Genomic DNA, 26,357 nt, shown 5'->3' on the forward strand with positions numbered 1-26,357 from the left:
GTAGAAACTTATAAATAGCTTGCTCAGAAGTTGTTGGGGGTGTTCGGTGGCTTTGCGAGCGGGTGGGTAGACCTAGGGTTGAGGTTGAAATTAAGCCGCTACGATACCAGCCGGTAGCCGACCCCTCTGATGTTGAGGATGGCGAGGTTGGGGTCGTGGCGCAGGTGTTTGCGCAGGCGCGAGATGAACACGTCCATCGAGCGGGCGTGAAAAAACGAGTCGTCGCCCCAAAGTTGGAGCAGCGTGGCTTGGCGCGCCAGCGGGTGCGGGCGGTGGCTGGCAAGCAGGCGCAGCAGCTCGCTTTCGCGGTGTGAAAGCTTGATTATGAGTTTGCCATCTAACCACAGTTCTTGCTTGAATGGGATGAAACTGTAGCGACCTAGGGCGATGGTGGCCGGTAGTTCGGGCGTGGCGGCGGGCGCCCGGCGCAGCAGCTCACGTAGGCGCACGGCCAGTTCTTCGAGACTGAAGGGCTTGCGCAGGTAGTCGTTGCCGCCCACGCCGAAGCCCTGCACCACGTCGGCGGGCTGCGACTTGGCCGTGAGAAACAGGATGGGTACCTGCTGATTGGTGCGTCGCACCTCGGCCACGAAGGCGAAGCCATCGAGTTGCGGCAGCATCACATCGACGATGCACAGGTCGTAGGCATCGCGCTGAAACGCGGCCAGCCCCAGCACGCCATTGGCCGCGTGGTGCACCTGGTAGCCCTGGTGCTCCAGACTTTCGCGCACGATGCGGGCGAGCGGCAGCTCATCCTTCAAGAGCAGCAACCGGGGTGAGGGCGACATGGGGCGCGAGGGGAATGGTGATGGTAAACGTGGTGCGCCCGTCTTGGCTGCGCACTGCAATGGTGCCGCCGTGGTGCCGCACTACCGTCTGGGCGTAGTGCAAACCCAGGCCGTAGCCGGGCACGTCGTGGCGGTTGCCAGTGGGTACCCGGAAGAATTTCTCGAACACCCGCCCTAGGTACTGCGGCGGAATAATTGGCCCTTCATTGATGAGCTGCACCACGGCCGCGCCGCCATGCACGCCGCTCCACAGCCGAATTTTGCCACCTAGGCGACCGTGCTTCAGCGCATTGTCGAAGAGCGTCATGAGCACGTTGGTGAGGTGTATAGCGTCGCCGACGATGGGCAAGGCGGCGGGCGGTGCGTCGTACACCAGCGGGCTGCCGGCCTGGGTTAACTGCGGCTGTATTTGCGTCAGCGCGTGAGTCAGCAACGGCCCTAGGTCTAGGGGGCGGCGGGCGAGCGGCGGGCCGGCTTGCTCGGCCACGGCACTCTGCAAAATCTGGTCGATGAGGGCGCCTAGGCGGCCGGCTTGCTGCCGGATAATACCCAAGTATTCAGCGCTGGCCTTGGGGCCGAGGTCAAACTGCTCCAGCGCTTCGGCCGCCACGCCGATGGTGGCCACGGGCGTTTTGAGCTCGTGGGTCATATTGCTCACAAAGTCGTCTTTGAGCGCCGCCAGCCGCTCCTGGCTGAGCAGTGATTGCACGGTGTAGGCGAAGCAAAACATCACAATGCCAATCAGCCCCACCGAGCCTAGCAGCACGCCTTGCATCCGGCGTAGGTACACGCGCTGCGGGTTCGGAAACCACGCCCGCAACAGCATATCCTTGCGGCCAAAGGCGCTGGTGTTGAATGAACTCGTGGCAAAAACTAACTCTTTACTGTCGGCCGACTGCCGTGCCAGCACCAGCCGAAACGGCGTCGGAATGTCACGCTGCCGCAGGGCGCGGGCGTATAGCTGCCCTAGGCGGCGGGTATGCACAGTGTCGGCCCGAAAGGCGGCGTGCAGGCGCTCGCCCAGCGCGCGGGTGTAGAAATAAGCCAGGCCCTCGCGCACATTGTCGGCCACGGCGCCGGCGGTGAAGCGCTTGATAAAAAAGGCGCGGCCGTCGGTATCAAGCCGCTTGGTTTTTAGGTGAAAATCCTGAAAGCCGATGTCATACGGTAGCCGCTTTTCGGTGGGCGCGGGGTGCTTGTCGGCGAGCGAGAAGATGGTGTAGCCCTCCTTTTTATCCACCCGCGCTCTTATCACAAACTGGTTGGTGTCGGCCAGCCAGATGCGGCAGCGCTGGAGTAAAGCTTCCTGGCGCAGCCGAATTTCCTGCCGGGTAGCGTCGGCCAGCGCCTCGTTGGCGTCGCGCCGGAAGCTGCGGAGTGCCTGCTGGTAGGCCTGGTAGTTCCAGTAGGCTTGCAGGCCCAGTAGCGCCAGGGTGCAGCCGGCCATGAGGGCCACCAAAAGCTTGATTCGTCGCGTCATCCGGCCCGAAAGTAGCCGGCGAATAAGTAAAATGGCCGAGGTTTAACACACCTTAACACTTCTTAACGGGTGTTAACTAAGGCGAGGTGAAGGCAGCGGCGAGGTTTGTCAAAAAATACCTCATTCTATGAAAGCCTTCCTTCTCTACGCATTTGCCGGCTGGGCCACAGTGGCCCACGCCCAGCGCCCCCCGGCCGCGCCGGCCCCCGACAGCGTGCGGATGGCGCTGCATTTTGGCTCTGATAATGCGGAGCTGCACCAGTTAATGGCGCGGGCGCTGCACGTCGAAAAGTGGCACGTTGACGCCACCAACCCGCGGCTGGCCGGCAAGCACTTTCACCTCACGTACCAGGAGTATCGCCGGGGCGTGGCCGAGGCCGAGAAGGAGCTGGTCGGCGACGTAGCCCGGCTGCTAACCTTCGATGCCCAAGGGCGCTTCAGCTTCGATGTCTTTGCGCACCAAGCTGCGGAAAGTCGCCTAGAAGTTCAGTTTCTCTTCGCTAAAGGCGCAAATATCAAATCTTTCGAAGCGTTGCCCGGCAAAGGCGCACTGTACAGCTTGCGGCCAGACATTTGGCCCTACCGGCCGCGCCAACCGGCCACGGCCCTGGGGCCAGGCCAGCAGCCAACTCTGGAACGCAGCTTTGCGGCGGGCCAAAAAGTGCCTTTTTTAGTGTACACCCTCCCCTACGAGCAACCCGGCTGGCTGCTCTATTGCCAGCTGGTGCAAAGCCAGACGCCCGTAAAAGATTGGTACAGCGCGTTTAATATTCCGCACTTCATCGTTTATAACCTAACGGTTGAGTAAGCGCTTATGTAGGCAAGCTTGCTACTGGCGCTATTCACTATGAAGTTAAAATATCTCGCCCTAGGTGCCGTGGTGGCGCTACTTGCTTGGTTTATTTACGACTCGTTGAGCCAGCCCACCGGGCAGGATTTGCCGGGTAATTTTCAGGAGGTGGCCAGCTACCGCAACGAGAACAATACCGGCCCCATCACCCGGGTGGCGGCCGTGACGGTGGCCGACACGCTCTGGCAAGAAATGCGGCAGTACGGCGACCTGGCGCCCTACACCAAGTATGGCAAAACGACAATCTACTTCTTCCGCCAGGGCCAGCCAGCGCCCAAGACAGTGCAGCCCGGCGAGGTGAATTTCAGCCCTGAATTCAACAAGAATTGCCTGGCCAAATACGAGAAAGGCGTGATGAGCAACGTGTCTTTCGAGAAATTTCCATTGCAATAAACCCTAGGGCAAGTAGCTTAAATCAAATTGGTGCCTGACCTAGGCGGTGGCCAGCGCCGGACGCTGGTGAGGCTTGCGGTGCTTGTGCCGGCCGCGCCACACCAGGAAGCCCGTGACGGGCAAACTGGCGGAGATGAGGCTGACCATGAACGCAATGACCTTACCGCCAAAGCCCAGAATAAGGCCGGTGTGTAGGTCGTAATTCATGTCCGAGAGCTTCTTGCCGGGGCTTTTGCTAGCGTGGGGCTGGTTTAGCAGCACCTGGCCGGTGCGGGGGTGAAAACGATACTCATCGCGGTGGTAGTAGTGCAGCGCCTGGCCGTAGGCGGTGCACCAGACGGGCTCGGCGGCCTTGCCGACGGGGCCGATGAGCAGCATCTCAGCTTGGGGCGACTGCTGCCGCAGATAGGCATATGCCACATCAACCACCGGGCGGGCGGGGCGCGCGGTAAGTAAAGTATCAGCCTTAGGTTCAGCGTTTTCGGGGGCGATGGAGCGGCCGCCGTTAACGGCAGTGCTGATGCCATTCATCAGCCACTCGTAGCTGATGCAGAGGCCACTGAGGGCTATCACTAAGGCCAGCGCGCTGGCGTAGAAGCCCAGCACGTTGTGCAGGTCGTAGGTGCGGCGCTTGGGCGAGGCCTCCCACTTCACCGAAAAGCGCTGCTTGCGGGCTGCCTTATTGCGCGGCCACCACAGTACCAGGCCCGACACGAGCATGATTACAAAGGTGATAACGGCAATGTCCACCACCCACTTGCCGATGGCTGGCGGCAGCAGCAGGTACATGTGCAGGTACTGCACGATGGTGAAAAAATCGGTTTTTAGGTTCTGGACCTTCAGCAGCTGGCCGGTGTAGGGATTCAAAAAGGCGTAGTACACCTCCTCTCCTTTGCTCAGGTACACGGCAGTCGAGCGGTCGGGGCCGTTGTAGGTGGTCCAGGAGGCGGTGAAGCCGGGCTGGGCCTTCGTGGCTGTGGCTTGCAGCACCGAGGGCAGCAGCATGGGCCGGGCCTGTACTTCCACTTTGCGCCAGGGCTGCGTAAGGTCGCGGATATCGTCCTGAAACACAAACACGGCCCCCGACAAGCTCACGATAAGCACGATGAGCCCCGAGGCGAGGCCCAGCCAGAGGTGCAGCTTTCCGATTGCTTTGCGAAAGGTCATAGGAGGACTTGCTGAAAGTAGCTTGGACTTTGTAGTCCGAGCGCGAGCGCAGCAAGCATCTACGCTTGCAGGCGTTGGCCTACGTGGATGCTCGCTGCGCTCGCACTCGGACTACAAAGTCCAAGCTACAAGCTGAAGTTAAAACTTATACGCCACCGAGCCCACGATGCTGCGCAGTTTCTGGGCATTCATGGTGGTGTAGCCTATCCAGTATTTTTTATCGGTGAGGTTGTCCACTTTGGCCGAGAAGCGGTAGTGGGGCAGGTCGTAGAACACGCTGGCGTTGAGCACGGTGTACTCGGGCAGGGTGAAGGAGCCGAGCGACACGCGGTTGACAATCTTGTTGTCGCTAGCGTAATTGCCGCCCAGGCCCACGCCCAGGCCGCGGAGCGGGCCGGCGGGCTGGCGGTAGCTAACCCAGGCATTGGCTAGGTAGGGCGAGGAGGCCGTTTCGGGGCGCAGGCCGTTGAGGTCGTCGCTGGTGTTCACCACCACCGAGTAGTTGTAGGCAAAGCCCCCCACGATGTTGAGGCCCGGCAGCGGGTTGGCGGTCAGGTTTAGCTCGGCGCCGCGGCTCCACTGCGAGGCATCCTGCACGCCGATGGTGGCGCCGGCGGCGTTGTAACCCAGCGTGCGCAAGATGTTGCTCACCCGAATGTCGTAGTAGCTCACCGTGGCGCTTACCCGGCCGCCGGCCGCGTCGAGCTTCACGCCGCCTTCCCACTGGTTGGCGCGCTGGGGCCGGGTCACGTTTGAGCCGCCCTGGGCATCCAGAAACACGCTGTTTTGGTTGAGAAAGCTGTTCTGATAATTGGCAAACAGCGCCACCCGATCCTTGATGGGCTGGTACACGACGCCGAACTTGGGCGAAACCACCGTTTGGGCGTAGGCATTGACCGGGAAGTAGACCAGGCCACCTTTGTTGTCGTAGCGGTCGACGCGCACGGCCGCCAGCACGCTCAGCTGGTCGGTGAGGTTGAGCACATCCGAGGCAAAGGCGCTGTAGATGTTGGCTTTGGTCGTGATGGGATAGTGCGCGGGTGGGTTGGCTGCGTACAGGGCATTGACGGTGCTGCCCGTGAAGTACGCGCGGTAGTCGTAGCCGGCCGGGTAGCCGGGGCTCTCGGCGCGGATGGGCACCTGGTCGATGGTGCCGCCGAAGAAGTCTACATTGGAGTCGATGCGCAAGAAATCTAGACCTAGGACCATGCGGTTGCGCAGGTTGCCGAGCTGAAAGTCGCCGTTGAAAAGCTGCTGCACCTCATAAGTCTGGGTGCGGCTGTCCTGCGTCGATTGGTCGGCGCGCTGCAGCGTATTAGCCCCCGGCGTGGTGATGGCGCCGCCGCTGGCCACGGCATTCGACAGCAGGTAGAAGTACGCCCCCTTGCCCTCCGAGTAGCTGCGGCTGCTGGTGAGGTACGTGGTGGAGGTAAAGCTCGGCGAGATGCGGTAGCGCACCTGCCCAAACAGGTTGGTGCTGCGCGAGCTTTGCGTGAGGCCCGGCCCGATGTACGACTGACGGTAGTCGAGCGGCGTCTCATCGGCCCGCGAAAAACCCAGGTTCCGGATGGGGTCGCCGAAGGTGAAGTAGACGAGCTGCTTGCCCACGTTGGTGCCCCGGTACACCTCGGCGTCGAGGTTGATGGTCAGCCGGTCATTAGGCCGAAACTGTAGGCTGGGGGCGATGGCCAGGTTTTTGGCAAAGCCCGCGTAGCCCACATTCTGCCAGCCGTCTTCGTAGTTGTAGGCCGTGTTAAGGCGGAAGGCCAGCGTCTTGGCCTTGTTGAGCGGCGTGTTCACGTCGGCGCTCACGCGGTGGAAGCCGTAGCTGCCGGCCGACACGGCCACCTCGCCGCCAAACGATTCGTAGGGCTTCTTGGTCACGCGGTTGAGCAGGCCCCCGAACGAGGTAAGCGCGCTGCCGTAGAGCGTGGCCGACGGCCCCTTGATAACCTCCAACTTCTCCAAATTAATGGCGTCGATGGTGCTCGTGACGGCACCCGCCACGCCGTTGCGCAGTTGGCTCGACACCACGAAGCCCCGGCTGGCGTAGAACGAGCCCCCGTCGCCGGAGCGGCCGGTGGGCTCCCACATTTTTTGTAGGCCCGGCACGTTGCGCGAGGCATCATCCACCGAAAATACCAGCTGCTCGGTCAGCAGCTCCTTGCCCACGGTGGCGTATACCTGCGGGTTCTCCAGGTTTTTGAGCGGCATCTTGGCCACGTCCACGCTACCCGAGCGGTTGAATTTGTTGGTGCGGGCGCCGCTCACGACTACCTCCTTCAGTTCGGCGGCGCTCTCAGTCAGCGCGAAATTGATGGTTGCCGCCTGCCCGGCCGTCACGGTCACGGTCTGCTGCTCGGTTTTCAGGCCCACCGCCGACACTATAATGGTATACTGCCCCGGTGCTACCTGCCGGATGCGAAACCGGCCCTGCTCGTCGGTAATGTCGCCCTTAGCCTGCCCTTGCAGCCCCACGCTCACGGCCTCCACGGCCCCGCCGTTGCTATTGGTGATGCGGCCGGTGATGGTGCCAGTGGTTTGGGCCTGCGCGGTAGCGGAGGCGGCACAAACCACCAGCGGTAGGAGTAGGTAACGAGAAGTATGCATTTGTAATTTAGACTTATTCTAAAGAAATGCAAAGTAACGGCTCAGAAGCCCTCGCTTCAAACTTTCTTTAGAAAGAATCTAAATCGTCCCGAAGCCCCATAACGCTCAAACAGCAAGCTCTCGGTAGTGCCCGGCTAAGCGAATTTTCTGGGCTCAACCGTAAGAACCTTGCCCTAGGTAGCGCGTTAGCCCGGTCACATCATCACCAGGAAAAAAGCACTTAACCAATGGCAAACGAACAACTTAAGCAGCTCATCGGCCAAGGGCTGGCTGCCCTCAAAGGCGGTAGCCAAGTAGCTGCCGCCGCCACGGCCGAAATCCAGAAAGACGTCCACAGCCCCGAGCTGAAGGCGGCCCTCGAGCAGGGCAACGAAACCGCGAAGCAGTGGGCCACGCGCATCGACCAGGCTCTGGCCGAAGCGGGCACTGGCGGCGAGCAGGAAAACCCTATTCTGGAAGCGCACTTCGAGGTCAGCCAAAAAATCCGGCAGCAGGCGCCCGACGATTATACGCGGGACCTGGGCATTATTGCCGCCGGCCAGCTGGCGCTGCACTACTGGATTGCCGCGTTTGGCACGCTGCGCACCTACGCCGGGCAGGCCGGCCTCAGCCAAGCAGAGCAGAACCTAGAGGCCTGCGTGCGCGAAGCCAAGCAAGCCGACGAGCAGCACACCCAGTTAGCCGGCCAGCTGCTGGCCGCCAGCTAGGCGCGCCTAGCTTCCAATACGCAAAAAGCGGTACGTACCAGATGGTACGTACCGCTTTTTGCGTGAGGCAACTCAGCAAACGTTACTCCCGGATGCTATGCACAAAATCCGTAATGGCGGCCGTGCGCCCCTCGGCCGGCGTTTGCTGGAGCAGCCGGATAAACGCGCTGCCGATGATGGCGCCCGTCGTATGCCGGCTCGCCGCCGCGAAGCTCGCCGCGTCGCTGATGCCGAAGCCCACGAGCGTCGGGTTTTGGAGCCCTAGGGCCTTGGTGCGGCTGAGGTAGGCGTCCACGTCGGCGTTCATGTCGGTTTGGGCGCCGGTGGTGCCGGCGGCGGCCACGAGGTAAATAAAGCCATCGGCCAGGGCGTCGAGTTGGCGCACGCGGGCGGCGCTGGTCTGCGGCGTCACCAGGAATACCACTTTCAGGCCGTACTGCGCGAAGAGCGGGCGGTACTGGCGCTCATACACTTCGAGCGGCAGGTCGGGCAAAATCACGCCGTCAACGCCCACTTCCTGGCACTGCTGGCAGAATTTCTCAACCCCGAACTGCACCACCGGGTTGAGGTAGCCCATGAGTAGAATCGGCACCGTGAGGCCCTGCTGGCGAACGTCTTTCAACTGCTCGAAGAGCGTGGCCACGGTCATGCCGTTTTCGAGCGCCTGTTGATTGCTGCGCTGGATGGTTTCGCCGTCGGCCACCGGGTCGGAGTACGGCATGCCGATTTCCACTAGGTCGGCGCCCGCGTCTTGCAAGGCTCGCAGGATGGGCACCGTGTCGCCGAGTTGCGGAAAGCCGGCGGTGAAATAGACGTTGAGAACGTCAGCGGTTTTGTGTTGGAATAGGTCGATGAGGCGGTTCATGATTGAAGGTGTAGGGTGCGGGGCAAGCCCCGCACCCTACCAAAAACGATTAAGAATATTCTTCCAGATGCTTGGTGTAAGTAGCCAAATCCTTATCGCCGCGGCCCGAGAGGCAGACTACCACCACATCATCTTTCTTAGCCCCAATGAGCGGTAGGCAAGCCAGCGCGTGGCCCGTTTCGAGGGCCGGAATAATGCCCTCCAACCGCGAAAGCTGAAACGACGCATCGAGTGCCTGCCGGTCGGTAATCGACAAAAATTCGGCTCGTCCGGTGGCAAACAGCTGCGCGTGCTGCGGCCCGATGCCGGGGTAGTCGAGCCCCGCCGAAATCGAGTAGGGCTCGGTTACCTGCCCGTCGTCGGTCTGCATCAGGATGGTGCTGGCGCCGTGCAGGATGCCGGGCTTACCTAGGGCCGTGGTGGCGGCCGAGTGGCCGGAGGAAACACCCTGGCCGGCCGCCTCAGCGGCAATCAGGCGCACGCTGGGCTCGTCTAGGTAGTGGTAAAAGGCGCCCGCCGCGTTGGAGCCGCCGCCCACGCAAGCCAGCATAAAGTCGGGCGTGGCGCGGCCGGTTTGGTGCAGGAGCTGGCTGATGGTTTCGGCCGAAATAACTGACTGAAACCGGGCCACCATGTCGGGGTAGGGGTGCGGGCCAACTACCGAGCCGATGATGTAGTGCGTGTCGGTGGGGTGGCTTATCCAGTGGCGCATGGCCTCGTTGGTGGCGTCCTTCAGGGTTTTGCTGCCGCTGCGGGCGGGCACCACTTTGGCGCCCAGCATCCGCATCCGGTCCACGTTGGGCTTTTGCCGCTCGATGTCAATTTCGCCCATGTACACGATGCACTCCAGGCCCATGAGGGCGCACACGGTGGCCGTGGCCACGCCGTGCTGGCCAGCGCCGGTTTCGGCCACGATGCGCTGCTTGCCCAGACGCTGCGCCACCAGTATCTGGCCGATGGTATTGTTAATCTTGTGAGCGCCGGTGTGGCACAAATCCTCGCGCTTGAGGTAGATGGTGGTGTTGTACTCGGCCGACAGCCGCTTGGCCAAAAAGAGCGGCGTGGGCCGCCCCACGTAGTCGGTCAGCAGCTGCTGAAACTCGCGCTGAAAATCCGGGTCCTGGGTGATGCGCAGGTAGTTATCGCGCAGCTCCTCCACGTTGGGGTACAGCATTTCGGGCACGTAGGCGCCGCCGAAGGGGCCGTAGTAGCCGGCGGCATCAACCTGGTAGGGGGAGGGGGCAGTCATATATAGTTAAGAGTTATGAGTTAAAAGTCATGAGTTGGCGGACTCGTGGTGCAGGCGCTGAAGCAGCTGCTGCGTCACGGCCACATCCTTTACGCCGGGCGTGGTTTCGAGGTGACTATTAAAATCGAAGCCGTAGAGCTGCGGGTGGTGAAAAGCGAGCAGCGCGGCCAAGTTATCCGGCCCCAGGCCGCCGCTCAGGAAAAAGGGCGTGGTGCCCGCGTAGCCGGCCAGAATCTGCCAGTCGAAGGCCGTGCCATTGCCGCCCGGCAGCGCGCCCTTAGTATCGAAGAGGAAAAAATCGCAGCTTGGCTCATAGGTCGTCAGGGTCGTGAAATCAAAGGTTTCGCCCACCGCGAATGCTTTGATAATATGCAGGCCCGAATCGCGCGCCTGCTGGCAGTATTCGGGGGTTTCGTGGCCGTGCAACTGCACGTAGTCGAGGGCGTAGGCGCTGGCCGTGGCCTGCACGTTGGTTAGGTCCGCGTTTACAAAAACGCCCACGCGTTTGATGCCGGCCGGCAGGTTGCGCACCCGGCTGGCGCTGAGCGTGTCGCGCATGTAGCGAGTCGATTTTCCGTAGAAAATAAACCCTAGGTAGTCGGGCTTCAAGTCGGCTACCGCCCACAGGTTGGCCGCCTCGCGCATGCCGCAGATTTTGACTTTCATAATCGTTTAAGAAGCCGAAACCGAGCCGGATAGTTCGGCCACTAGCCCAGCCAGCGCCGCCGCCGGGTCAGCAGTTTTCATAAACGTCTCCCCAATCAGAAAGCCCCGGTAGCCCGCTTCGCGCAGCGCCAAAATGGTGCTGGCGTGCTGCAAGCCGCTCTCGGCCACCCGCACGAAGTGGCTGGGAATACCTGCCGCCAACCGCGCCGACGTATCCACGTCAGTAGCGAAGGTGGCCAGGTTACGGTTGTTGACGCCCACTAAATCAACGCTATCGGTGAGGTGGCTGCGTAGCTCGGCTTCGTCGTGCACTTCGAGCAGCACTTCCAGCCCCAGGCCGTGCGCAAACTCGCTGAACTGCCTGACCTCGGCTGGCGTGAGGCAGCTGGCGATGAGCAGAATCAAATCCGCGCCCATTGCCCGGGCCTCGGTAATCTGGTATTCGCTGACGATAAAATCCTTGCGTAAAATCGGGGTAGCTGGGCAGGCTGCCCGCGCCGCCCGCAGGTCGGCTGGCGTGCCGCCAAAAAACGGCTCATCGGTGAGTACCGACAACACGGCCGCGCCCGCCGCCACATAGCCGGCCGTGGTTGCGCCGGCCTCCGCCGTGCCATTAATAACGCCCTTGGAAGGCGAGCGTCGCTTAAACTCAGCAATGATGCCCGTGGAGCCGGCCGCCGTGAGCGCCGCCCGCGCCGATATAATGGGGCGCGTGAAATCGGGCTGTGTCCGCAAGGTTTCCACCGAGGTTTCGGCTTCGCAGCGGGCTACTTCCTGGCGCTTTTCGGCTACAATTTTATCTAGAATGGTCATTTTTTTAGTCGGTCATGCAGGGCGCAGCATTTCACGTAGCGCACTAATCTTTTATGTCGGCAACGGGGCAAGCGATATAATGCGCTGCGCTCTGCATGACAACGATTTACAATTAATTCAAAGACAATAATTTTTCAAATGCCGCCAGCGCCCGGCCGCTGTTCAGCGACTCAGCGGCCTGGGCTAGTCCTTCGGCTGCATCAGCGGCGCGCCCAGCGGTGCGCAGCGCCAGGGCAGCGTTGGCGAGTACGGCGTTGCGGTGGGCGGCGGGGGCTTCGTTGCGCAGCACGTTCATGAAAATGTGGGCAGCCTCGGCCACCGTGTCGCCGCCGAACAGCGCCTCGGGCGTGGTTTGCGGCAGTCCTAGGTCGGCGGGCGAGAGCAGCTCCTCACCGTGGCGGCTGATGAGCTTGACCGGCCCCGTGAGCGACACCTCGTCGTAGCCATCGAGGCTGTGCACGATGAGAAACTCCCGGTTCGTCTCCTGCTGATGCAGGTAGGCGTAGAGGCGGGCCAGCTCCAGGCTGAACACGCCCACCAGCTGCAAGCGCGGCCGGGCGGGGTTCACGAGCGGGCCGAGCATATTGAAGAAGGTTTTTACGCCCAATTCCTTGCGCAGCGGGGCCACGTTTTTCAGCGCCGGGTGAAACAGCGGCGCGTGCAAAAAGCAGATATTCGCCTCGTCCAGCTGCCGTTTCAGCTGGTCGTTATCAGCCGTGAAGCGCACTCCTAGGTGCTCCAGAACTGTGCTGCTGCCGCTGATGCTCGATACGCCGTGATTGCCGTGCTTGGCGATGGGCTGGCCCGCGCCGGCCAGCACGAAAGCCGATAAGGTGGAGATGTTGAAGGTGTTGCGCCCGTCGCCGCCGGTGCCGCACACGTCCATCGCATCCACGCCGCCTAGGTCTACGGGGCGGCACAACTCCAGCAGCGCGTTGCGGAAGCCGGCCAGCTCTTCCACTGTTACGCTGCGCATGAGGTACACGGTAAGGAAGGCCGCGATTTGGGCCGGGTTGTACTGGCCTTGGGCGATGCCCAGCACTACGCGGTGCGCCTCTTCCTGGGGCAGCGTTCGGTAGGCAAAGAGGTGGTTGAGCGTGTCTTTCATGAGTAGCGCGAAGCTCCGCTTCGCGTATCGTTGCTTAAAAGAAGTAGACTGAATGACGGCAACGCGAAACAGCGCTTTGCGCTACTTCAACCAATTTGCCAGCATAGTTTTGCCGTGCTCGGTCAGCACCGACTCGGGGTGGAACTGCACCCCTAGGACATCGTACTCGCGGTGGGCGAGGGCCAGCACCTGGCCATTTTCGTCTACGGCGGTCACGCGCAGCTCGGCGGGCACGCCGTCGGGCGCGATGGTCCAGGAGTGGTAGCGGCCTACACGCACGTCGTTGGGCACGTCGTTGAAAAGGCGGTTATCGGCCGCGTCGGGCGTCTGGTGCAGTACGTGCGCCACGCCGTGGTGCACCTCGCCAAGGTTAGCGAGCTGGCCGCCGAAGGCTTCGCCGATGGCTTGGTGGCCCAAGCACACGCCCAGGATATGCTTGGTAGGCGCATAGCGCTTGATGAGCTCGGGCATGATGCCCGCCTCGCTCGGGATGCCGGGACCGGGCGACAGCAAGATGTGCGAGTACTTATCGACCTCATCGAGGCTGATTTTATCGTTGCGAAACACGTCTACTTCCTGGCCCAGCTCGCGCAGCATGTACACGAGGTTGTAGGTGAAGGAGTCGTAGTTGTCGAGAACCAGGATAGGCATTATTTCAATTAACAATTAATAATGAGCAATTATCAGCGGGCGGTGGGAGCGTATAAAAACGGCTGTCATGCAGAGCGTAACGAAGCATCTCGCGTGGCGTAGTCATCTCTTACGTTTGCTAACGTCAGCACGCGAGATGCTTCGCTGCGCTCTGCATGACGACCGTATTCCAATTACACCCGCTCGGCCTGCTGCATGGCGGCGCGTAGCGCGCCCAGCTTGTTATGCACCTCTTGCAATTCGCTGGCGGGCACTGATTTGGCTACTACGCCGGCGCCGGCCTGGTAGAAGAGCGTGTTGTCTTTACTGAGGAAGGTGCGAATCATGATGGCGTGGTTGAAGTCGCCGCCGAAGTCGAGGGCACCGATGCAGCCGCCGTAGAAGCCGCGCTGCGTGCTTTCGTACTGGTCGATGAGCTGAATGGCGCGGTACTTGGGGGCGCCCGAGAGCGTGCCGGCGGGGAAGGTCTCGCCCACTACGTCGAGCGGCTCGGTATCGGCGCCGAGCTGGCCCACTACCTTGGAAACCAAGTGGATAACGTGCGAGTAGTACTGAATTTCCTTGAAGCGCTCGACCGCCACCACGTCGCAGCGGCGGCTGAGGTCGTTGCGGGCCAGGTCCACGAGCATCACGTGCTCGGCCGTTTCCTTGGGGTCGTCGAGGAGCTGCTGGGCCAGGCGGGCGTCGGCCGCGTCGTCGCCAGTGCGGCGGAAGGTGCCCGCGATGGGGTAGAGCACGGCCTGGCCCTTGTTAATCACAATCTGCGACTCGGGCGAGGAGCCGAAAATCTTGTAGCTGCCGTAGTCGAAAAAGAACAGGTAGGGCGACGGATTGAGCGAGCGCAGCGCCCGGTACACGTTGAACTCATCGCCCTGAAACCCCTGCTGAAAGCGCCGCGAAAGCACAATCTGAAACACGTCGCCGCGCTGACAGTGGTGCTGCCCCAGGCGAATCAATTCTAAGTATTCCTCGTCGGTAGCGTTGGAGGTTTCCTCGCCGCTCAGCCGGAAGGGGTGGGTGGCAAAATTGCGGCTCTGGATGAGCGTTTCTATCTGGTCGAGCGTATCGGCGGCGGGCTCTTCGCCCTTGCCTAGGTACTGGTGCTCAAACAGAAAGAGCTCGTCCTTGAAGTGGTTGATGGCGATGACGTAGCGAAACGCCTGGTACACGATGGCCGGCACCGTGCTGGCGCCCGGCTTGTCGCGCAACTCTACGTCCTCAAAGTTTTGCACCGCTTCGTAGGCCATGTGCCCAAACAGCCCATTCGTGATAAACGGTAGCCCAGAGGGCGCGGCCGGCTGGAAGCTCTCCCGAAACTCGCGCAGCAGCCCCAGGGCTTGGCGCGGGTCGGCGAGCGTAGCAGTGCTGGCGGACTGGCCAGGGCGCTGGGTAGTGAGCTGGTTTTTATCGAGCTCGAAGCGCGCTACGGGGCTGAAGCAGAGGTAGGAAAAGCTATTGTTGTTGCCGTGATAGTCGGAGCTTTCGAGTAGCAGCGTGCCCACAAACTGGTCGCGCAGGCGCAGGTAGAGGCTCACCGGTGTGAGGGTATCGGCCAGCAGCCGGCGGTGGCGACTGTGAACGAGGATGGCGGAGGAAACTTCGGGGGCGGCCGACATGGCAGGGAAAAAACGGGAAGCTAAAACAACAAAAAAGCCCGCTGCGGTGAGCAGCGGGCTTGGAGAATCTCTAAGGGGTTCAACCAACTATATATGCCTAATGCTCAGCCTTGGGAAAGGTTGAGGGCCACCAGCTTTGCGAAACGGTTGCGCAGAAAGACATAATTGAAATAGGTTTGCGGGGGCAAAGGAACGATGCTTTTGGGAAAAAGCAAATTTTTAGGCAGGAAAAATACCGCGTGCCTACTTTTCGATAAGCACGTATTCGATATTGACCAAGCCGTTGGCCACGTCGGGCTGGGGGTTGATGCCGATTTTGGTGGGGTCGAAAAGGCCGCTCTCGACCATCGTCTTCTGCGACTGAATTAGCTTGGCGCGGCTGAATAGCTCGCCTTTGTGCAGCGGAATCAGCGCGAGCACATCAGCGGTGGGCACCTTTTGATTGCCTTTCACGACCACACTATTGATGCGCGCCGTAGCGCCTTCGCTGATGGTAAACAGCAGGTCGGTAGTGCCGTCGGGCCGGGGCGTGGCGGTCGGCGTAATCTGAAAAAACAGGTAGCCCTGGTCCATGTAGCGCGAGGTCACGTCGCGGTTGTCGGGCCGGTAGGCAAGTGTCCTTTCCAGCGTTTCCTTGCTGTAGAGGTCGCCGGATTTAAGCCCTAGGGCCTCGTTGAGTTGCGTCGTGGTCAGGAATTTATTACCCTGCCAAGTGATGGTGCCAATGCGACTCTGCGCCTTGGCTACTGGCTGAACCTTAGGCAGTCCGGCCGCGACCGATGGGGTTGGATTCAGCGTAGCGGCGCCAACCCAGGCCAGGGCCGCTACCGGAATAATCAACAGAAAACGAAGCTTTTGCATGGGAGAAGAAGGGGGGAAGGTGAGCATGTGAATGCGCTGGGCCACCTGCCGGGCGGCAAAGGGGTGCACCAGCGAAGAGGGCAGCGGTCCGGCCGCCAGCTTGAGCAGCAGGCGCCCGTAGGCCACGCGGTTGCCCGCCGGGCGCGTCACGGCGGCATCGGCGAGGTACTCGTGTACCAGGCGCAGTTGCCGCTGGAAGTAGGGTACGAGGCCATTGAACCAAAAAAAACACCCTAGGGCCTCGGCCAGCAGCAAATCGAGCGAGTGGTACTGCGCGCCGTGCACCTGCTCGTGCTGCACCAGCAGCGCGTAGTCGGCGGCGGGAAGCTGGGCGTGGGCGGGCGACAAAAACACGCAGCGCCCAAACGAGAACGCCGGCCGGCTGGGCTCGGGCAGTTGCACCAGCCAGCCCCGACCCAGGCGGGTGCGCGGGTGCCGCCGGCTGAGGCGGTAGAGCCACCCTAGGCTGCGCGCCGTGCGGCCCGCCTGCCACGCTACGCCTAGCCAATAGATAATCAACACTACCAATAACCAGGGAATGCTGGTGGGCGCGGCTCCGGCAGTAGCCGGCGCCAGGGCAGTTGCTCCTAGGTACCACACTGGCAGCGTAGCCGCCGGTAGCGCCGCCGGCCCCAGTAGCTGCGCCCAGGCGGCGGGCAGCGCCACCAGCGGCAGCCCCGCACTCAGCCCGAGCGCGCCGAGCAGATAAGCGCGGTTCCAGCCGAAGGTGGAGAGCGGCGCCAGCAGCAGCCAGTAGCCCAACGCAAACACGCCCTGGCAGCTAGTGGCCGCTGCCAGGTAGAGCAAGAAGCCGCTACCCACGGCCGGTCGAGTTTTTGGCTTCGTCCTCGTCGAGCAGCTTGCGTAGCTGCTGAATCTCCTTCGGGTTCAGGCTTTCTTCGACCATGTAGGACACCAGCGCGGCCGGCGAATTGTCGAAGTAGCGGGCCAGCATGCGCTTCAGACTTTGCGCCCGATATTGTGCCTTGCTAAGGAGCGGAAAGTACTCGTAGGTCTTGCCGTAGGCCTTGAAGCCCACGTAGCCCTTGCGCTCCAAGATGCGCACCACCGACGACACGGTGTTGTAGGGCGGCTTGGGGTCGTCGGGCAGGTGCTCGATGATGTCCTTCACGAACGCCTGCTTCAACTTCCAGAGCGCCTGCATGATGGGCTCCTCGGTTTTGGTTAATTCCTCCATGGGGTAAATGTATAACTGATAAATCAGTTTAAAAACTGGTTTATGCGTTTTATAACGTATTAATCAGTTTTTAGTCAAAATAGAGAGCCGGCCGCCGGTGCTCAGGTTGCAACAACCTTTAAAATCGGGCATAAAAAAGCCCGCTGGGCCGGGTGGCGCAGCGGGCTTTGAGAGCGTATTTTGACGCGGAAGAAACGCGGAAGCTATTCTGTCGTTGCCAAACGGGTTTCTTCCGGACCCAGCGTTATTAGGCCCTGTTTGTAGAGAGAGCCCAGAGCTTTTTTGAATACTTTTTTGCTCATGCCGAGGCGGCGGTACACGTCGTCGGCTAGGCTTTTGTCGCCTAGGGGTAGCGTCTTATTGGGGCGGTCGCGCAGGGCGGCGAGTACGAGGTTGGCGGCGGTTTCGACTTCGTCGTAGCCGGCCTGGCCGAGGCGCACGTCGAGCTTGCCATCGGGCCGCACCTGGCGCACGTGGCCCGGCAGCAACTCGCCGGTGCGCAGCGGCCGGAAAACCTCGTTGCTATAGAGCAGGCCCGCGTGGGTGCCGTTCACGATGACGGAGTACCCTAGGGGCGTTTCCTCCGCGATGAGTAGCTGCACGCTCGTGCCCTCGGCGCCCTCGAAGGGCTCGGGGCTGAGGAACTGCTGCCACTTGGCCGAGGCTACCAGCCGGTCGGTGGCGTCGTCGAGATACACGTACACGAGCACGCGCTCGCCCACCTGCACGGCGTGGCGCTGGTTGGCGTGGGGCAGCAGCAGGTCTTTTTCGAGGCCCCAGTCGAGAAAGGCGCCGGGCCCACCCACGTCGCGCACCGCAAGGGTGGCGAAGCTGTTGACCACCGCCAGCGGCTCCAAGGTAGTGGCAATGAGGCGGTCTTCGGAGTCACGGTACACGAATACGCGAATCGTGTCACCCACGTGCGCGCCCACGGGGCGGTACTTTTCGGGCAGCAGCAGGTCGCCGTCGTCGCTGGTGAGGTAGAAGCCGATGCTGACTTCGCGGGCTATTTCGAGGTCGTTAAAATCGCCGAGGTGAAGCATGGGGTAGGGGCTGGGTTGGGGGCAAAGGTCGGCAGCGCTTCCCTTATGTTGTTTACCGCGGAAGGCGCGGAAGATTTGCGCGGATGGGCGCAGAAGCTTAACACGAAGGCAGCTGGTTCCCGAGGGGGCAAACGGCTGCCTTCGCTACTTAAAATGGTAACCTAGGCGTTGGTCGTGGTGCTGAGGTTAACCTCGATGTTGCCGCGGGTAGGGGCACACCTGGTGAGCTTTGGCTACCAGCTCTTCGGCCTGGGCTTGGTCGAAACCGGGCAGGTTCACATTCAAATCCACGGTTATGCCGTAGTGCTCGCCGGCTTTGTCAAAGCTCACATCGGCCTCCACAGTGCTGCCGGTAATGGGGGGGGTCTCCATACGGGCCATTAGGTTAAGGGCGCCGTCAGAGCAGGCAGCGTAGCCGGTGGCGGAGAGCTGCTCGGGGTTGGTCGAGTCGGCTTTGCCAGGGCCGCCCATTTCCTTGGGCGTGCTCAGGGGCAGGCCGATAACATTACCAGACGAGATGGCGCGGCCGGCGCGGCCACCGGTAACCTTTGCTTTTGCCGTGTACAAGCGCTGAATGCTTTTGTGCAGTCAAAAAAGAAAAGAGTGGGGGCAGTTACCTGGTTAGTTTGGCGATGAGCGGCTGCAGGTGCTGACGCAGCTCGCCTATTTGCTCCACGCTCATATCGAAGCAGCTGCCCAGCTTGGTGGGTATCTCCTGCGCCTGGCGCTCTAGGTCGCGGCCGGCGGGTAGCAGGGTGGCTATTACCGAGCGCTCGTCGTGGGTGGCGCGGCGGCGGCTGAGCCAGCCGCGCTGCTCCATGCGCTTGAGCAGCGGCGTGAGCGTGCCCGAGTCGAGCAGTAGCTTTTCGCCCAGCTCCTTCACCGTCAGCGACTCGTGCTCCCAGAGCAGCAGCAGCACCAGGTACTGCGGATACGTAACGCCTAGGGTGTCGAGCAGCGGCTGGTAGGCCTTGGTGATGAGGCGCGACAGGGCATACACCGAAAAGCAAAGCTGATTATCAAGCTTGAGCAGCGGGTTGCAGTGCGAGGTGGACGAGTCGTTCATAGCCTTCGGTTTTAGAGTGTAAAGATAGTTGTAAGAATTTTAATTGCACACAACCAAAATTTATTTTATATATCGCTCATTTACTTTTTTTGGAGTGCTGCCGCGCAGCCCAGTCAGCCCCGAAGGTTTGGACTAGGGATAGCGACGACTCAGGCCCCGCAGTTCGCAAGGCCACGCACCTGCCAGCAGGCGGGGCAACGCAAAAAAAACCGTTCTGGCCTAAGCCAGAACGGTTTTTGGGTACCTAGGGCGCTAAGCACTGGTCGTTTCCGGCCGATGCCTGGCGCTACTTAGCGGCTTGCTCTTGCAGCGAAGGGTAGTCGATGTAGCCCTTGTCGTCGCCGCCGTAGAAGGTAGCTGGGTCGGCCTGGTTGAGGGCCGCGCCCTGCTGGTAGCGCTCCACCAGGTCGGGATTGGCGATGTAGGGCACGCCGAAGGCGACGAGGTCACCCTCCTGGTTTTCGAGGGCGTGCTCGGCGGTTTCCTGGGTGTAGCCGCCGTTCAGGATGAAGGGGCCGGTGAAGATTTTGCGCAGCGCGGGGCCTACGGTTTTGCCATCTTTGGCGGCCATGGGGTGGCCGGGCAGCGCCTCAATCACGTGCAGGTAAGCCAGCCCAAACTTGTTGAGCTGCTCGGTGACGTAGCTGAAGGTACCTAGGCGGTCGCTGTCCTTAATACCGCCCATGGTGCCCGTGGGCGCGAGGCGGATGCCCACGCGGTCGGCGCCGAGCACGTCCACGGCGGCCTGCACTACTTCGAGGGCAAAGCGGGCGCGGTTCTCCACGCTGCCGCCGTACTCGTCGGTGCGCTGGTTGGTGCCGTCCTGAATGAATTGGTCAACCAGGTAGCCGTTGGCGCCGTGAATCTCGACGCCGTCGAAGCCAGCCTCGTGGGCGTTCTTGGCCGCTTGGCGGAAGTCTTCCACGGTGGCTTTTACTTCCTCCGTTGTGAGGGCGCGGGGCGTTGGAATTTCCTCCTGGCCGTTGGCCGTGAAGGCTTGCACGCCCTTGGGCTGCACCGCCGACGGGGCCACCGGCAACTCGCCGTTGTGGAAGAAGGGGTGCGAAATGGCGCCCACGTGCCACAGCTGAATGTAGATGCGCCCGCCCGCCGCGTGCACGGCATCGGTCACTTTTTTCCAGCCCGCCACCTGCTCCTGGCTATGAATGCCGGGCGTGTAGATGTAGCCCACGCCCTGGGGCGATACCTGCGAGCCTTCGGTAATAATGAGGCCGGCCGAGGCGCGCTGCACGTAGTATTTCACCGTCGAGTCGTCGGGCACGTTGCCTTCGGCTTTGGCGCGGCTGCGCGTCATGGGCGCCATTACCAGGCGGTTGGGTAGGGTGAGGGCGCCTACCTTGAAAGGGGTAAACAGAACAGTATTTTGGCTCATGGTTTGAAAAACAAAAGGAGCTGCCAGTTGGTAGCTGTATGCTTTGGGGAAATTCGCTTGTATTGTGCTTGATTGTATTGTGTGCAATCAATGTAGATAGTAAACGGTTCCTCAACCAAAAAGTTTTCAAATGGCCCAGCTTATTGCCCGCGCTACTGCAAGTCGTAGCGCACCACGCTGGGCTGCCCAAAGCTGAAGTCGCTGAATTGGTACGAGTCGCGCGAGGTTTCGAACAGCCGCACGCCATTGGGCGCGAGCTGGCCCCTAGGGTAAAAACCCAGTAGTATCTGGAAGGTGCGCAGCACCGTCAGCTCATTGCGGAAGCGAAACCCGATGCCAAAGCCCGTGTAGGGCGTTTGGGTGCCGAAGGGCGAGCCGCCGCCGATGGTTTGGTTGATAAAGGCCACGTCGGCAAAGGCCAGCACCGCCATTCGGAAGCCCAGCAGCGAGAGCGGCGTGTACACGGTGCCCTCATAGCTGGTGGTGAAGCGGCTGGTGGGCAGTATCTGGCCGGCGGGCTGGAAGCCGCGCACCGCCCCGCCCGCCCCGCCCACGCCGCTGAGCAGCACCTCAGCCGGGTAGCGGTTGAAGCCCGCCGTGAGGCGCGCATTTAGCAAGTGCCGGCTCTGGTAGTTGCCCACCCGGTAGCGCCGCGTGAAGTACAGAAACTGCCCGGTGAGCAGGCCCTGCTCCCACTTGCCGGTGGCCACGTCTTGAAAAGTGCCAAAATTCAGGCTGCCAAACAGATAGCCCTGGCGCTCGGAGTAGCCGGCCGTGGCCACGCGCACGTCGAAGTAGCGGCGGGCGCCCACGGGGTTGGCCTCCATGCCCGCCGTGAGGCTGAGCAGCGTGCCCGCCGGCACGTCTTCGGTGCGCCCGAAGCCGAAGAGGTACTTATCCTTATAGTAGCGGCGCACCGAGTAGCCCACCGTGCCTAGGTACAGGGTGCGGGTGCGGTCGTCGGGGGTGTTGGTGGGGTTGGTGGTGTGGTTTTCGTGCAGCACGCTGGCCGCCACAATCACCCGGCCGGGGTTTTCGTAGCCTAGGTCGTAGGAGCGCAGGCGCAACGCCCGGCCCACCCACAGGCTCTGGCTGGTGTAGGAGCGAAACTGAAAATTGGGCTGCTGGCCCTCCTGGGGCGGCGCATCGCGGGGCAGCACAATACGGAGATTGATGGCATCGAGCGAGAGCGCGCCCGCCCAGCGGGCGCTGGGCGAATAGAAATCGCGCTGCACGGCCACGCCCCCCGAGTGCGACTCGAACTCATTAAAGTAATACCCGCGGCCGTACACGAAGTTGCGAAACGGTACCCGGTACGTGCCCTCGTAGCCCCAGTCCTGCGGCAGGTCGCGCCCGTACTGGTAGCGGTTGTCGAACTGGTGCCCTAGGCCCAGAAAATTCTGGTCGCCGGCCGTGACGATGGCCTGGGTGGGCGAGCGAAAATCGTAGCCCGCCGTGATGCTGAATACGTCGGTGGTGTACACCAGAATATCCACGCTGTCGCGGCCTGCCGTGAGGTCGTTCACCACCACCCGGGCATCGAGCAGCTCATCGGTTTGGCGCAGCAGGCGCTCGCTTTCGGCCAGGGCCTGCGGCAGCAGCGGCTGCCCTATTTTAAAGAGCAAGAGCTGCCGGATGCGCGACTGCGCCGTGCGAATGTGGATGGCGTTGCCGGCCTTTTCGAGCAGCGTGCGCGGCCGGCGCAGCGAGTCGTTTAGGCTATAGCCAAAGGCGTCGAGAGGCGTGATGGTGACGCGGCGCACAATCTTAAAATTGTGCTGGTCGAACTGCCGGTTGAGCAGCACCGCATCGAGGCCGCGGTCTTCTTCCCTAGGTCGCGTGAGCCGGAAAAAAGCGGCCACCGCCCGGCCCGCAATGGTTTTGCGGCGGGTGTAGCGCTGCAAGCTCAGGCGCAGGCGGTTCTCATCGAAGCGGCGACCTAGGGAGTCAGCCGGCAGCTCCGGTGCTTCTTCGGCCGCCCGCAGCGAGTCGGGCGGCACGGCCACGCGCGGCGTAAACTCTTGCCCGCACGCCGGCCCCGCGCCGCTCAGCACGAGCAGCCAGCCAAGCAGCAGAACGCAGAAGGGGTGGGAAATAAACCTCAGCATAGGGCGCACACGCACTCCCTGCAAGTTACGGCTCCGGCCGCAGTACCCGCGCTAAGACCGTGGTTTGATGAGTGCCAACCACCTAGGCGCCTTGGGCTGGCTTCTTGCCGGCCACGTAGGAAAAACCGGAACCATTTCCAAAAAAATTAGCTTATAAGTTGCTTGCTAATATCAACGGCAAACAGTAGTTTTACCCCCGCTAACCCCCTTAGTCAGATGAACGAGCGCATTCAGGAAAAGCTAAGCATACTAGCCGATGCTGCCAAGTACGACGTATCGTGCAGCAGCAGCGGTGGCAAGCGTAAAAACGAGCAGAAGGGCCTCGGCAACGCCGAGGGCATGGGCATCTGCCACAGCTATACCGAGGATGGCCGCTGCGTGAGCTTGCTCAAGATATTGCTCACCAACCACTGCATTTTTGACTGTGCCTACTGTGTGTCGCGCCGCTCTAACGACGTGAAGCGCGCCGCCTTCACAGTGGAGGAGGTGGTGGATTTGACCATCAACTTCTACCGCCGCAACTACATCGAGGGGCTATTCTTGAGCAGCGGTATTTTCTCGTCGCCTGACTATACCATGGAGCGCCTGGTGCGCATTGTGAAGAAGCTGCGCACCGAGCATAAATTCAACGGCTACATCCACGTCAAAACCATTCCGGGCGCCTCGCCCGAGTTGATTGCGGAAGCTGGCCTCTACGCCGACCGCCTGAGCGTGAACATCGAGTTGCCCTCTGAGCTGGCCCTACAAAACCTGGCGCCCGAGAAAAACTACGCCGAGATTCTGGCCCCGATGGGTCAGATTCGCGACGGTATTATTCAGAACAAGGAGGAAAAGGCGCTCTTTAAGAAGGTGCCGCAGTTTGCCACCGCCGGCCAAAGCACGCAGCTCATCGTGGGCGCCAGCGACGAAAACGACCTCCAAATCATCAAGCTCTCCGACAGCCTTTACCAGGGCTACGGTCTGAAGCGGGTGTACTATTCGGGCTACGTGCCCATCACCGACGACGCCCGCCTGCCGCAGGTGACCCAGCCGCCCATGGTACGCGAGCACCGGCTGTACCAAACCGACTGGCTGATGCGCTTTTACGGCTTCGAAGCCGACGAAATCCTGGACCCCGCGCACCCCTACCTCGACCTCGAAGTAGACCCCAAGCTGGCCTGGGCCCTGCGCAACCGTCACCTCTTCCCGATAGACGTGAACGTGGCCGACCGGGCCATGCTACTACGCATTCCGGGTGTGGGCGCGCGCTCGGTCGAGCGCATCATCCAGACCCGCCGCTTCGGGCCCCTCACCGCCGAAACGCTCAAGCAGCTCGGCGTGGTGATGCGTCGCGCCAAGCACTTTCTCACCTGCCGCGGCTCGGCGCCGGCCCGCCTGGGCGAGCTCGACGAGCAGCAGATTCGCCGGCAGATACTGTTTGGGGGCAAGGCCGTGCGCTCGGCCCTCGTAACGCAGCAGCTCGACTTGTTTGCCCAAGCGGGGTAAACCAAACAGCGAGGTCAACTTGCAACTACCAAGTGCTTGATTGCTCTCTTACTGTTATGAAAAATTTAGTAGTTCTCTCCGCCATCGCCCTAGGTGCCAGTTGTCTCACGGGCTGCCTCACGACGCAGGAGCCGACGTGCAACTCGACGAGCTTCGCGCCCATCGTGAGTGCCATTGGGCCGCGCACGGTGGGCGTCAATCAGCCCGCCGTGTTTGCGGTTGGCTACACGCTCGGCAGCAGTTGCGGCACGCTTGGCAGCGTAGTGGCCGTGCCCAACGGCAACACCGTGCAAGTGGGCGTGTCGGGGACTTACAGCGGCTGCGCCTGCAACACGACCACAACAGTTTCGCAGACTACCTATGAGTTTAAGGCCACCACGGCCGGTACGTATCGAATTCAGTTTCTGACTGGTAACAATACTTTCATCACCGACACGGTGGTGGTAAACTAAGCCGGCCCTAAAGGCCGAAATGCTATCCACTCAGGCCATTGCGGCCCCTCTCGCCATGCAAATTACCCATCGTGCCCTCGCCGACGTAGCCGCCCTGCCAGAAGCTGCGCTAATTCACTCCGCCGAGCTGGTGTTGGCTTCTTTTGACAAGGCTCCGCGCTTGTCGTGCTGCTGCCGCCTCAGCGAGCTGATGCCCATGGTGCGGCAGCTGCACGATGCCGCCCGCACGGCCCGCCTCGCTGCCGAGGTCGCCCCGAGCGTAGCCGCCTAGGTAGCGCCTGGCGCTGCCAGCTACCGCTGCAAGCCGAGACGCGCCACGGTTTCGCCCTCAAAGTCGAATTGAATGAGGATGGCCGGCTCGGTGCCGACCACCCAGCCATCATGGCCGGGGGCAATGGCGACCACTTGCGGGGCCACGAAGTCTTCAATTACGCCATCAGCGTACTCGATGCGCAGGTGGCCGCTGGCCAGAAAGCCCACGTGCGCGTGCTGGCACAGCTCGGTACCGATGAGCGGCTTCATGTTTTGCGACCAGCGAAAGCCCGCCGGGTACACGATGCGTTTGACCCGCGAGTTGCCGGTGCGCACGGTGTCAATCAGTACCCCGCCCATTTCGCGGTGGTCGGCGTTGGGGAGCGGGGCCAGGAGGTCGGTAGTAGCCATGGGGCGAAGGAGTAAGTGGGATGCGGCGAAGATATGCACCAGCCAGTATTCGCCCTTGGGCGCCGCCGCCAAACCACCTAGGGCTAAGCTGGCGGGCCGGCGCCAGCCGCGGAAAACCAGGTAGGCGGCTGGTTGCGCCCCCGGCATCCTCCTTCCCCAGAAAGCGCGGCCGCAACCCTAGGGCGCCCCCGCCGGGTACAAGCCGCTATGGACTACCCCCTGGAACATCACGATGTACTTACCAACGGCCTGCGCTTGCACGTGGTGCAGTGCGGCCCTGCCGCTGGCCCGCTGGTGGTGCTGCTGCACGGCTTTCCCGAATATTGGTACAGCTGGCGGGCGCAGCTGCCGGCGCTGGTGGCCGCCGGCTACCGCGTGTGGGTGCCCGACCAGCGCGGCTATAACCTGAGCGACAAGCCCCTAGGCGTCGAAAGCTACGGGCTGCCCACGCTGGCCGCCGATATCATCGGGCTTATCGACGCGGCGGGGCGGGCGCAGGCCGCCGTGGTGGGCCACGATTGGGGCGCCATTGTGGCCTGGTACCTAGCGGCGCATCACCCGAGCCGGGTGGCCCGCACTACCATCATTAACGTGCCGCACCCCAGGGCGGTGCTGCCGAACCTGTGGCAAGCGCCCGACCAGCTTTTGCGCAGCTGGTACATCGCCTTTTTTCAATTGCCGGGCCTGCCCGAGCGCTTGATTAGCCGCCGCAACTGGCAGCTTGGCGCCCAAATGCTGGTGCGCTCCAGCCGCCCTGGCACCTTCAGCGCGGCCGAGGTAGCGCGCTACAAAACCGCCTGGAACCGCCCCGGCGCCATCACCACCATGCTGAACTGGTACCGGGCGCTGACGCGGCCACCCGTCGGCGACTGGCCGCGCATCCGAGGGCCGGTGCAAGTGCTTTGGGGCGAGCGCGATGCGTTTTTGAATAAGAAGTTTGCCCAGCTTAGCTTAGCCGAATGCGCGCAGGCTACGTTGCACTACTTTCCGCAGGCCACGCACTGGGTGCACCTCGAAGAGGCGGCCGCGGTCAACGAGTTACTGTTGCAGTTTTTGCAATCGGAGGGTACAGATAGCTCGATTTAGCAGGACTTGCTTTGATAGTGGTCGTCATGCTCAGCATGA

The 26,357-nt window shown here is 61.8% G+C and carries 26 protein-coding genes; 7 read left to right on the forward strand and 19 right to left on the reverse strand.

The window, feature by feature from the left end; translation table 11 throughout:
• Positions 1 to 98: 98 nt before the first annotated feature.
• Both ACFSDX_RS04520 and ACFSDX_RS04525 read right to left on the reverse strand, forming a co-directional pair.
• Positions 99 to 788 carry a response regulator transcription factor gene (locus tag ACFSDX_RS04520; protein ID WP_382311990.1) on the reverse strand — a complete coding sequence of 230 codons (690 nt, stop codon included), beginning with the start codon at positions 786 to 788 and terminating at the stop codon, positions 99 to 101.
• Positions 751 to 2,268: a sensor histidine kinase gene (locus tag ACFSDX_RS04525; RefSeq protein WP_382311991.1), complete on the reverse strand. Its 1,518-nt coding sequence runs from the start codon at positions 2,266 to 2,268 to the stop codon at positions 751 to 753. The genes ACFSDX_RS04520 and ACFSDX_RS04525 overlap by 38 nt, the downstream gene beginning before the upstream one ends.
• 127 nt (positions 2,269 to 2,395) lie before the next feature.
• Here ACFSDX_RS04525 and ACFSDX_RS04530 point away from each other — a divergent pair, with 127 nt between their 5' ends.
• Positions 2,396 to 3,076 (forward strand): hypothetical protein, encoded by a 681-nt coding sequence (locus tag ACFSDX_RS04530; RefSeq protein WP_382311992.1) that lies wholly within the window; start codon positions 2,396 to 2,398, stop codon positions 3,074 to 3,076.
• A 39-nt stretch (positions 3,077 to 3,115) separates the two neighbouring features.
• Positions 3,116 to 3,511 carry a hypothetical protein gene (locus tag ACFSDX_RS04535; protein ID WP_382311993.1) on the forward strand — a complete coding sequence of 132 codons (396 nt, stop codon included), beginning with the start codon at positions 3,116 to 3,118 and terminating at the stop codon, positions 3,509 to 3,511.
• Positions 3,512 to 3,550: 39 nt separating this feature from the next.
• On the opposite strand, the gene ACFSDX_RS04540 is transcribed toward ACFSDX_RS04535, so the two are convergent.
• Together ACFSDX_RS04540 and ACFSDX_RS04545 are read right to left on the reverse strand one after the other, a co-directional pair.
• On the reverse strand, positions 3,551 to 4,678 hold the full coding sequence (locus ACFSDX_RS04540) for a PepSY-associated TM helix domain-containing protein (RefSeq protein WP_382311994.1): 1,128 nt from the start codon (positions 4,676 to 4,678) through the stop codon (positions 3,551 to 3,553).
• 138 nt (positions 4,679 to 4,816) lie between these two features.
• Entirely contained in the window at positions 4,817 to 7,288 is a 2,472-nt protein-coding gene (locus ACFSDX_RS04545; RefSeq protein WP_382311995.1) for a TonB-dependent receptor domain-containing protein, read from the reverse strand.
• A 227-nt stretch (positions 7,289 to 7,515) separates the two neighbouring features.
• Here ACFSDX_RS04545 and ACFSDX_RS04550 point away from each other — a divergent pair, with 227 nt between their 5' ends.
• Positions 7,516 to 7,995 carry a YciE/YciF ferroxidase family protein gene (locus tag ACFSDX_RS04550; protein ID WP_382311996.1) on the forward strand — a complete coding sequence of 160 codons (480 nt, stop codon included), beginning with the start codon at positions 7,516 to 7,518 and terminating at the stop codon, positions 7,993 to 7,995.
• Positions 7,996 to 8,077: 82 nt separating this feature from the next.
• On the opposite strand, the gene trpA is transcribed toward ACFSDX_RS04550, so the two are convergent.
• The 14 genes from trpA to ACFSDX_RS04620 form a co-directional block, all read right to left on the reverse strand.
• The gene (gene trpA, locus ACFSDX_RS04555; protein ID WP_382311997.1) at positions 8,078 to 8,860 is read right to left on the reverse strand and encodes a tryptophan synthase subunit alpha; all 783 of its coding nucleotides are present in this window, start codon (positions 8,858 to 8,860) and stop codon (positions 8,078 to 8,080) included.
• Between the two features lie 49 nt (positions 8,861 to 8,909).
• A complete protein-coding gene (gene trpB / locus ACFSDX_RS04560) occupies positions 8,910 to 10,109 on the reverse strand; it encodes a tryptophan synthase subunit beta (RefSeq protein ID WP_382311998.1) in 1,200 nt (399 codons plus the stop codon).
• Positions 10,110 to 10,136: 27 nt separating this feature from the next.
• The gene (locus ACFSDX_RS04565) at positions 10,137 to 10,775 is read right to left on the reverse strand and encodes a phosphoribosylanthranilate isomerase (protein ID WP_382311999.1); all 639 of its coding nucleotides are present in this window, start codon (positions 10,773 to 10,775) and stop codon (positions 10,137 to 10,139) included.
• A 6-nt stretch (positions 10,776 to 10,781) separates the two neighbouring features.
• Positions 10,782 to 11,588, reverse strand: a complete 807-nt coding sequence (gene trpC / locus ACFSDX_RS04570; protein WP_382312000.1) for an indole-3-glycerol phosphate synthase TrpC — start codon at positions 11,586 to 11,588, stop codon at positions 10,782 to 10,784.
• A 112-nt stretch (positions 11,589 to 11,700) separates the two neighbouring features.
• Positions 11,701 to 12,696 (reverse strand): anthranilate phosphoribosyltransferase, encoded by a 996-nt coding sequence (gene trpD / locus ACFSDX_RS04575; RefSeq protein ID WP_382312001.1) that lies wholly within the window; start codon positions 12,694 to 12,696, stop codon positions 11,701 to 11,703.
• Between the two features lie 81 nt (positions 12,697 to 12,777).
• Positions 12,778 to 13,347, reverse strand: coding sequence for an anthranilate synthase component II (locus tag ACFSDX_RS04580; RefSeq protein ID WP_382312002.1), 570 nt, complete (start codon positions 13,345 to 13,347; stop codon positions 12,778 to 12,780).
• A gap of 173 nt (positions 13,348 to 13,520) precedes the next feature.
• A complete protein-coding gene (locus ACFSDX_RS04585; protein WP_382312003.1) occupies positions 13,521 to 14,963 on the reverse strand; it encodes an anthranilate synthase component I family protein in 1,443 nt (480 codons plus the stop codon).
• Positions 14,964 to 15,206: 243 nt separating this feature from the next.
• Entirely contained in the window at positions 15,207 to 16,646 is a 1,440-nt protein-coding gene (locus tag ACFSDX_RS04590) for a POTRA domain-containing protein (protein ID WP_382312004.1), read from the reverse strand.
• On the reverse strand, positions 16,639 to 17,022 hold the full coding sequence (locus tag ACFSDX_RS04595) for a BlaI/MecI/CopY family transcriptional regulator (protein WP_382312005.1): 384 nt from the start codon (positions 17,020 to 17,022) through the stop codon (positions 16,639 to 16,641). Before ACFSDX_RS04595 ends, ACFSDX_RS04590 begins: the two co-directional genes overlap by 8 nt.
• A gap of 203 nt (positions 17,023 to 17,225) precedes the next feature.
• Positions 17,226 to 18,065: a CvfB family protein gene (locus tag ACFSDX_RS04600; protein WP_382312006.1), complete on the reverse strand. Its 840-nt coding sequence runs from the start codon at positions 18,063 to 18,065 to the stop codon at positions 17,226 to 17,228.
• Between the two features lie 186 nt (positions 18,066 to 18,251).
• The gene (locus ACFSDX_RS04605; protein ID WP_382312007.1) at positions 18,252 to 18,632 is read right to left on the reverse strand and encodes an Ohr family peroxiredoxin; all 381 of its coding nucleotides are present in this window, start codon (positions 18,630 to 18,632) and stop codon (positions 18,252 to 18,254) included.
• A gap of 46 nt (positions 18,633 to 18,678) precedes the next feature.
• Entirely contained in the window at positions 18,679 to 19,131 is a 453-nt protein-coding gene (locus ACFSDX_RS04610) for a MarR family winged helix-turn-helix transcriptional regulator (protein ID WP_382312008.1), read from the reverse strand.
• Between the two features lie 286 nt (positions 19,132 to 19,417).
• Positions 19,418 to 20,524, reverse strand: coding sequence for an alkene reductase (locus ACFSDX_RS04615; protein WP_382312009.1), 1,107 nt, complete (start codon positions 20,522 to 20,524; stop codon positions 19,418 to 19,420).
• Positions 20,525 to 20,676: 152 nt separating this feature from the next.
• Positions 20,677 to 22,632, reverse strand: a complete 1,956-nt coding sequence (locus ACFSDX_RS04620; protein ID WP_382312010.1) for a BamA/TamA family outer membrane protein — start codon at positions 22,630 to 22,632, stop codon at positions 20,677 to 20,679.
• Between the two features lie 216 nt (positions 22,633 to 22,848).
• On the opposite strand from ACFSDX_RS04620, the gene ACFSDX_RS04625 reads away from it, so the two are divergent.
• From ACFSDX_RS04625 to ACFSDX_RS04635, 3 genes are read left to right on the forward strand one after another with little or no spacing between them, the layout of a single operon-like run.
• Complete coding sequence (locus ACFSDX_RS04625) at positions 22,849 to 24,117, forward strand: putative DNA modification/repair radical SAM protein (protein WP_382312011.1); 1,269 nt, start codon at positions 22,849 to 22,851, stop codon at positions 24,115 to 24,117.
• A gap of 56 nt (positions 24,118 to 24,173) precedes the next feature.
• Positions 24,174 to 24,569 carry a hypothetical protein gene (locus ACFSDX_RS04630; protein ID WP_382312012.1) on the forward strand — a complete coding sequence of 132 codons (396 nt, stop codon included), beginning with the start codon at positions 24,174 to 24,176 and terminating at the stop codon, positions 24,567 to 24,569.
• A gap of 55 nt (positions 24,570 to 24,624) precedes the next feature.
• Complete coding sequence (locus ACFSDX_RS04635) at positions 24,625 to 24,840, forward strand: hypothetical protein (protein ID WP_382312013.1); 216 nt, start codon at positions 24,625 to 24,627, stop codon at positions 24,838 to 24,840.
• Positions 24,841 to 24,860: 20 nt separating this feature from the next.
• Here the strand turns inward: ACFSDX_RS04635 and ACFSDX_RS04640 are convergent, their stop codons facing one another.
• On the reverse strand, positions 24,861 to 25,232 hold the full coding sequence (locus ACFSDX_RS04640) for a cupin domain-containing protein (RefSeq protein ID WP_382312014.1): 372 nt from the start codon (positions 25,230 to 25,232) through the stop codon (positions 24,861 to 24,863).
• 207 nt (positions 25,233 to 25,439) lie between these two features.
• Between ACFSDX_RS04640 and ACFSDX_RS04645 the strand changes: the two genes are divergently transcribed.
• Positions 25,440 to 26,318, forward strand: a complete 879-nt coding sequence (locus ACFSDX_RS04645) for an alpha/beta fold hydrolase (protein ID WP_382312015.1) — start codon at positions 25,440 to 25,442, stop codon at positions 26,316 to 26,318.
• Positions 26,319 to 26,357: the final 39 nt, after the last annotated feature.

The sequence above is a fragment of the Hymenobacter bucti genome, from assembly GCF_042681145.1.
Classification (GTDB): Bacteria; Bacteroidota; Bacteroidia; order Cytophagales; family Hymenobacteraceae; genus Hymenobacter; species Hymenobacter bucti.

Coding starts and splice junctions, on each gene's coding strand:
- ACFSDX_RS04520 (WP_382311990.1), bottom strand. CDS start 788: ATGTCGCCCTCACCCCGGTTGCTGCTCTTGAAGGATGAGCTGCCGCTC.
- ACFSDX_RS04525 (WP_382311991.1), bottom strand. CDS start 2,268: ATGACGCGACGAATCAAGCTTTTGGTGGCCCTCATGGCCGGCTGCACC.
- ACFSDX_RS04530 (WP_382311992.1), top strand. CDS start 2,396: ATGAAAGCCTTCCTTCTCTACGCATTTGCCGGCTGGGCCACAGTGGCC.
- ACFSDX_RS04535 (WP_382311993.1), top strand. CDS start 3,116: ATGAAGTTAAAATATCTCGCCCTAGGTGCCGTGGTGGCGCTACTTGCT.
- ACFSDX_RS04540 (WP_382311994.1), bottom strand. CDS start 4,678: ATGACCTTTCGCAAAGCAATCGGAAAGCTGCACCTCTGGCTGGGCCTC.
- ACFSDX_RS04545 (WP_382311995.1), bottom strand. CDS start 7,288: ATGCATACTTCTCGTTACCTACTCCTACCGCTGGTGGTTTGTGCCGCC.
- ACFSDX_RS04550 (WP_382311996.1), top strand. CDS start 7,516: ATGGCAAACGAACAACTTAAGCAGCTCATCGGCCAAGGGCTGGCTGCC.
- trpA (WP_382311997.1), bottom strand. CDS start 8,860: ATGAACCGCCTCATCGACCTATTCCAACACAAAACCGCTGACGTTCTC.
- trpB (WP_382311998.1), bottom strand. CDS start 10,109: ATGACTGCCCCCTCCCCCTACCAGGTTGATGCCGCCGGCTACTACGGC.
- ACFSDX_RS04565 (WP_382311999.1), bottom strand. CDS start 10,775: ATGAAAGTCAAAATCTGCGGCATGCGCGAGGCGGCCAACCTGTGGGCG.
- trpC (WP_382312000.1), bottom strand. CDS start 11,588: ATGACCATTCTAGATAAAATTGTAGCCGAAAAGCGCCAGGAAGTAGCC.
- trpD (WP_382312001.1), bottom strand. CDS start 12,696: ATGAAAGACACGCTCAACCACCTCTTTGCCTACCGAACGCTGCCCCAG.
- ACFSDX_RS04580 (WP_382312002.1), bottom strand. CDS start 13,347: ATGCCTATCCTGGTTCTCGACAACTACGACTCCTTCACCTACAACCTC.
- ACFSDX_RS04585 (WP_382312003.1), bottom strand. CDS start 14,963: ATGTCGGCCGCCCCCGAAGTTTCCTCCGCCATCCTCGTTCACAGTCGC.
- ACFSDX_RS04595 (WP_382312005.1), bottom strand. CDS start 17,022: ATGGAGGAATTAACCAAAACCGAGGAGCCCATCATGCAGGCGCTCTGG.
- ACFSDX_RS04600 (WP_382312006.1), bottom strand. CDS start 18,065: ATGCTTCACCTCGGCGATTTTAACGACCTCGAAATAGCCCGCGAAGTC.
- ACFSDX_RS04610 (WP_382312008.1), bottom strand. CDS start 19,131: ATGAACGACTCGTCCACCTCGCACTGCAACCCGCTGCTCAAGCTTGAT.
- ACFSDX_RS04615 (WP_382312009.1), bottom strand. CDS start 20,524: ATGAGCCAAAATACTGTTCTGTTTACCCCTTTCAAGGTAGGCGCCCTC.
- ACFSDX_RS04620 (WP_382312010.1), bottom strand. CDS start 22,632: ATGCTGAGGTTTATTTCCCACCCCTTCTGCGTTCTGCTGCTTGGCTGG.
- ACFSDX_RS04625 (WP_382312011.1), top strand. CDS start 22,849: ATGAACGAGCGCATTCAGGAAAAGCTAAGCATACTAGCCGATGCTGCC.
- ACFSDX_RS04630 (WP_382312012.1), top strand. CDS start 24,174: ATGAAAAATTTAGTAGTTCTCTCCGCCATCGCCCTAGGTGCCAGTTGT.
- ACFSDX_RS04635 (WP_382312013.1), top strand. CDS start 24,625: ATGCAAATTACCCATCGTGCCCTCGCCGACGTAGCCGCCCTGCCAGAA.
- ACFSDX_RS04640 (WP_382312014.1), bottom strand. CDS start 25,232: ATGGCTACTACCGACCTCCTGGCCCCGCTCCCCAACGCCGACCACCGC.
- ACFSDX_RS04645 (WP_382312015.1), top strand. CDS start 25,440: ATGGACTACCCCCTGGAACATCACGATGTACTTACCAACGGCCTGCGC.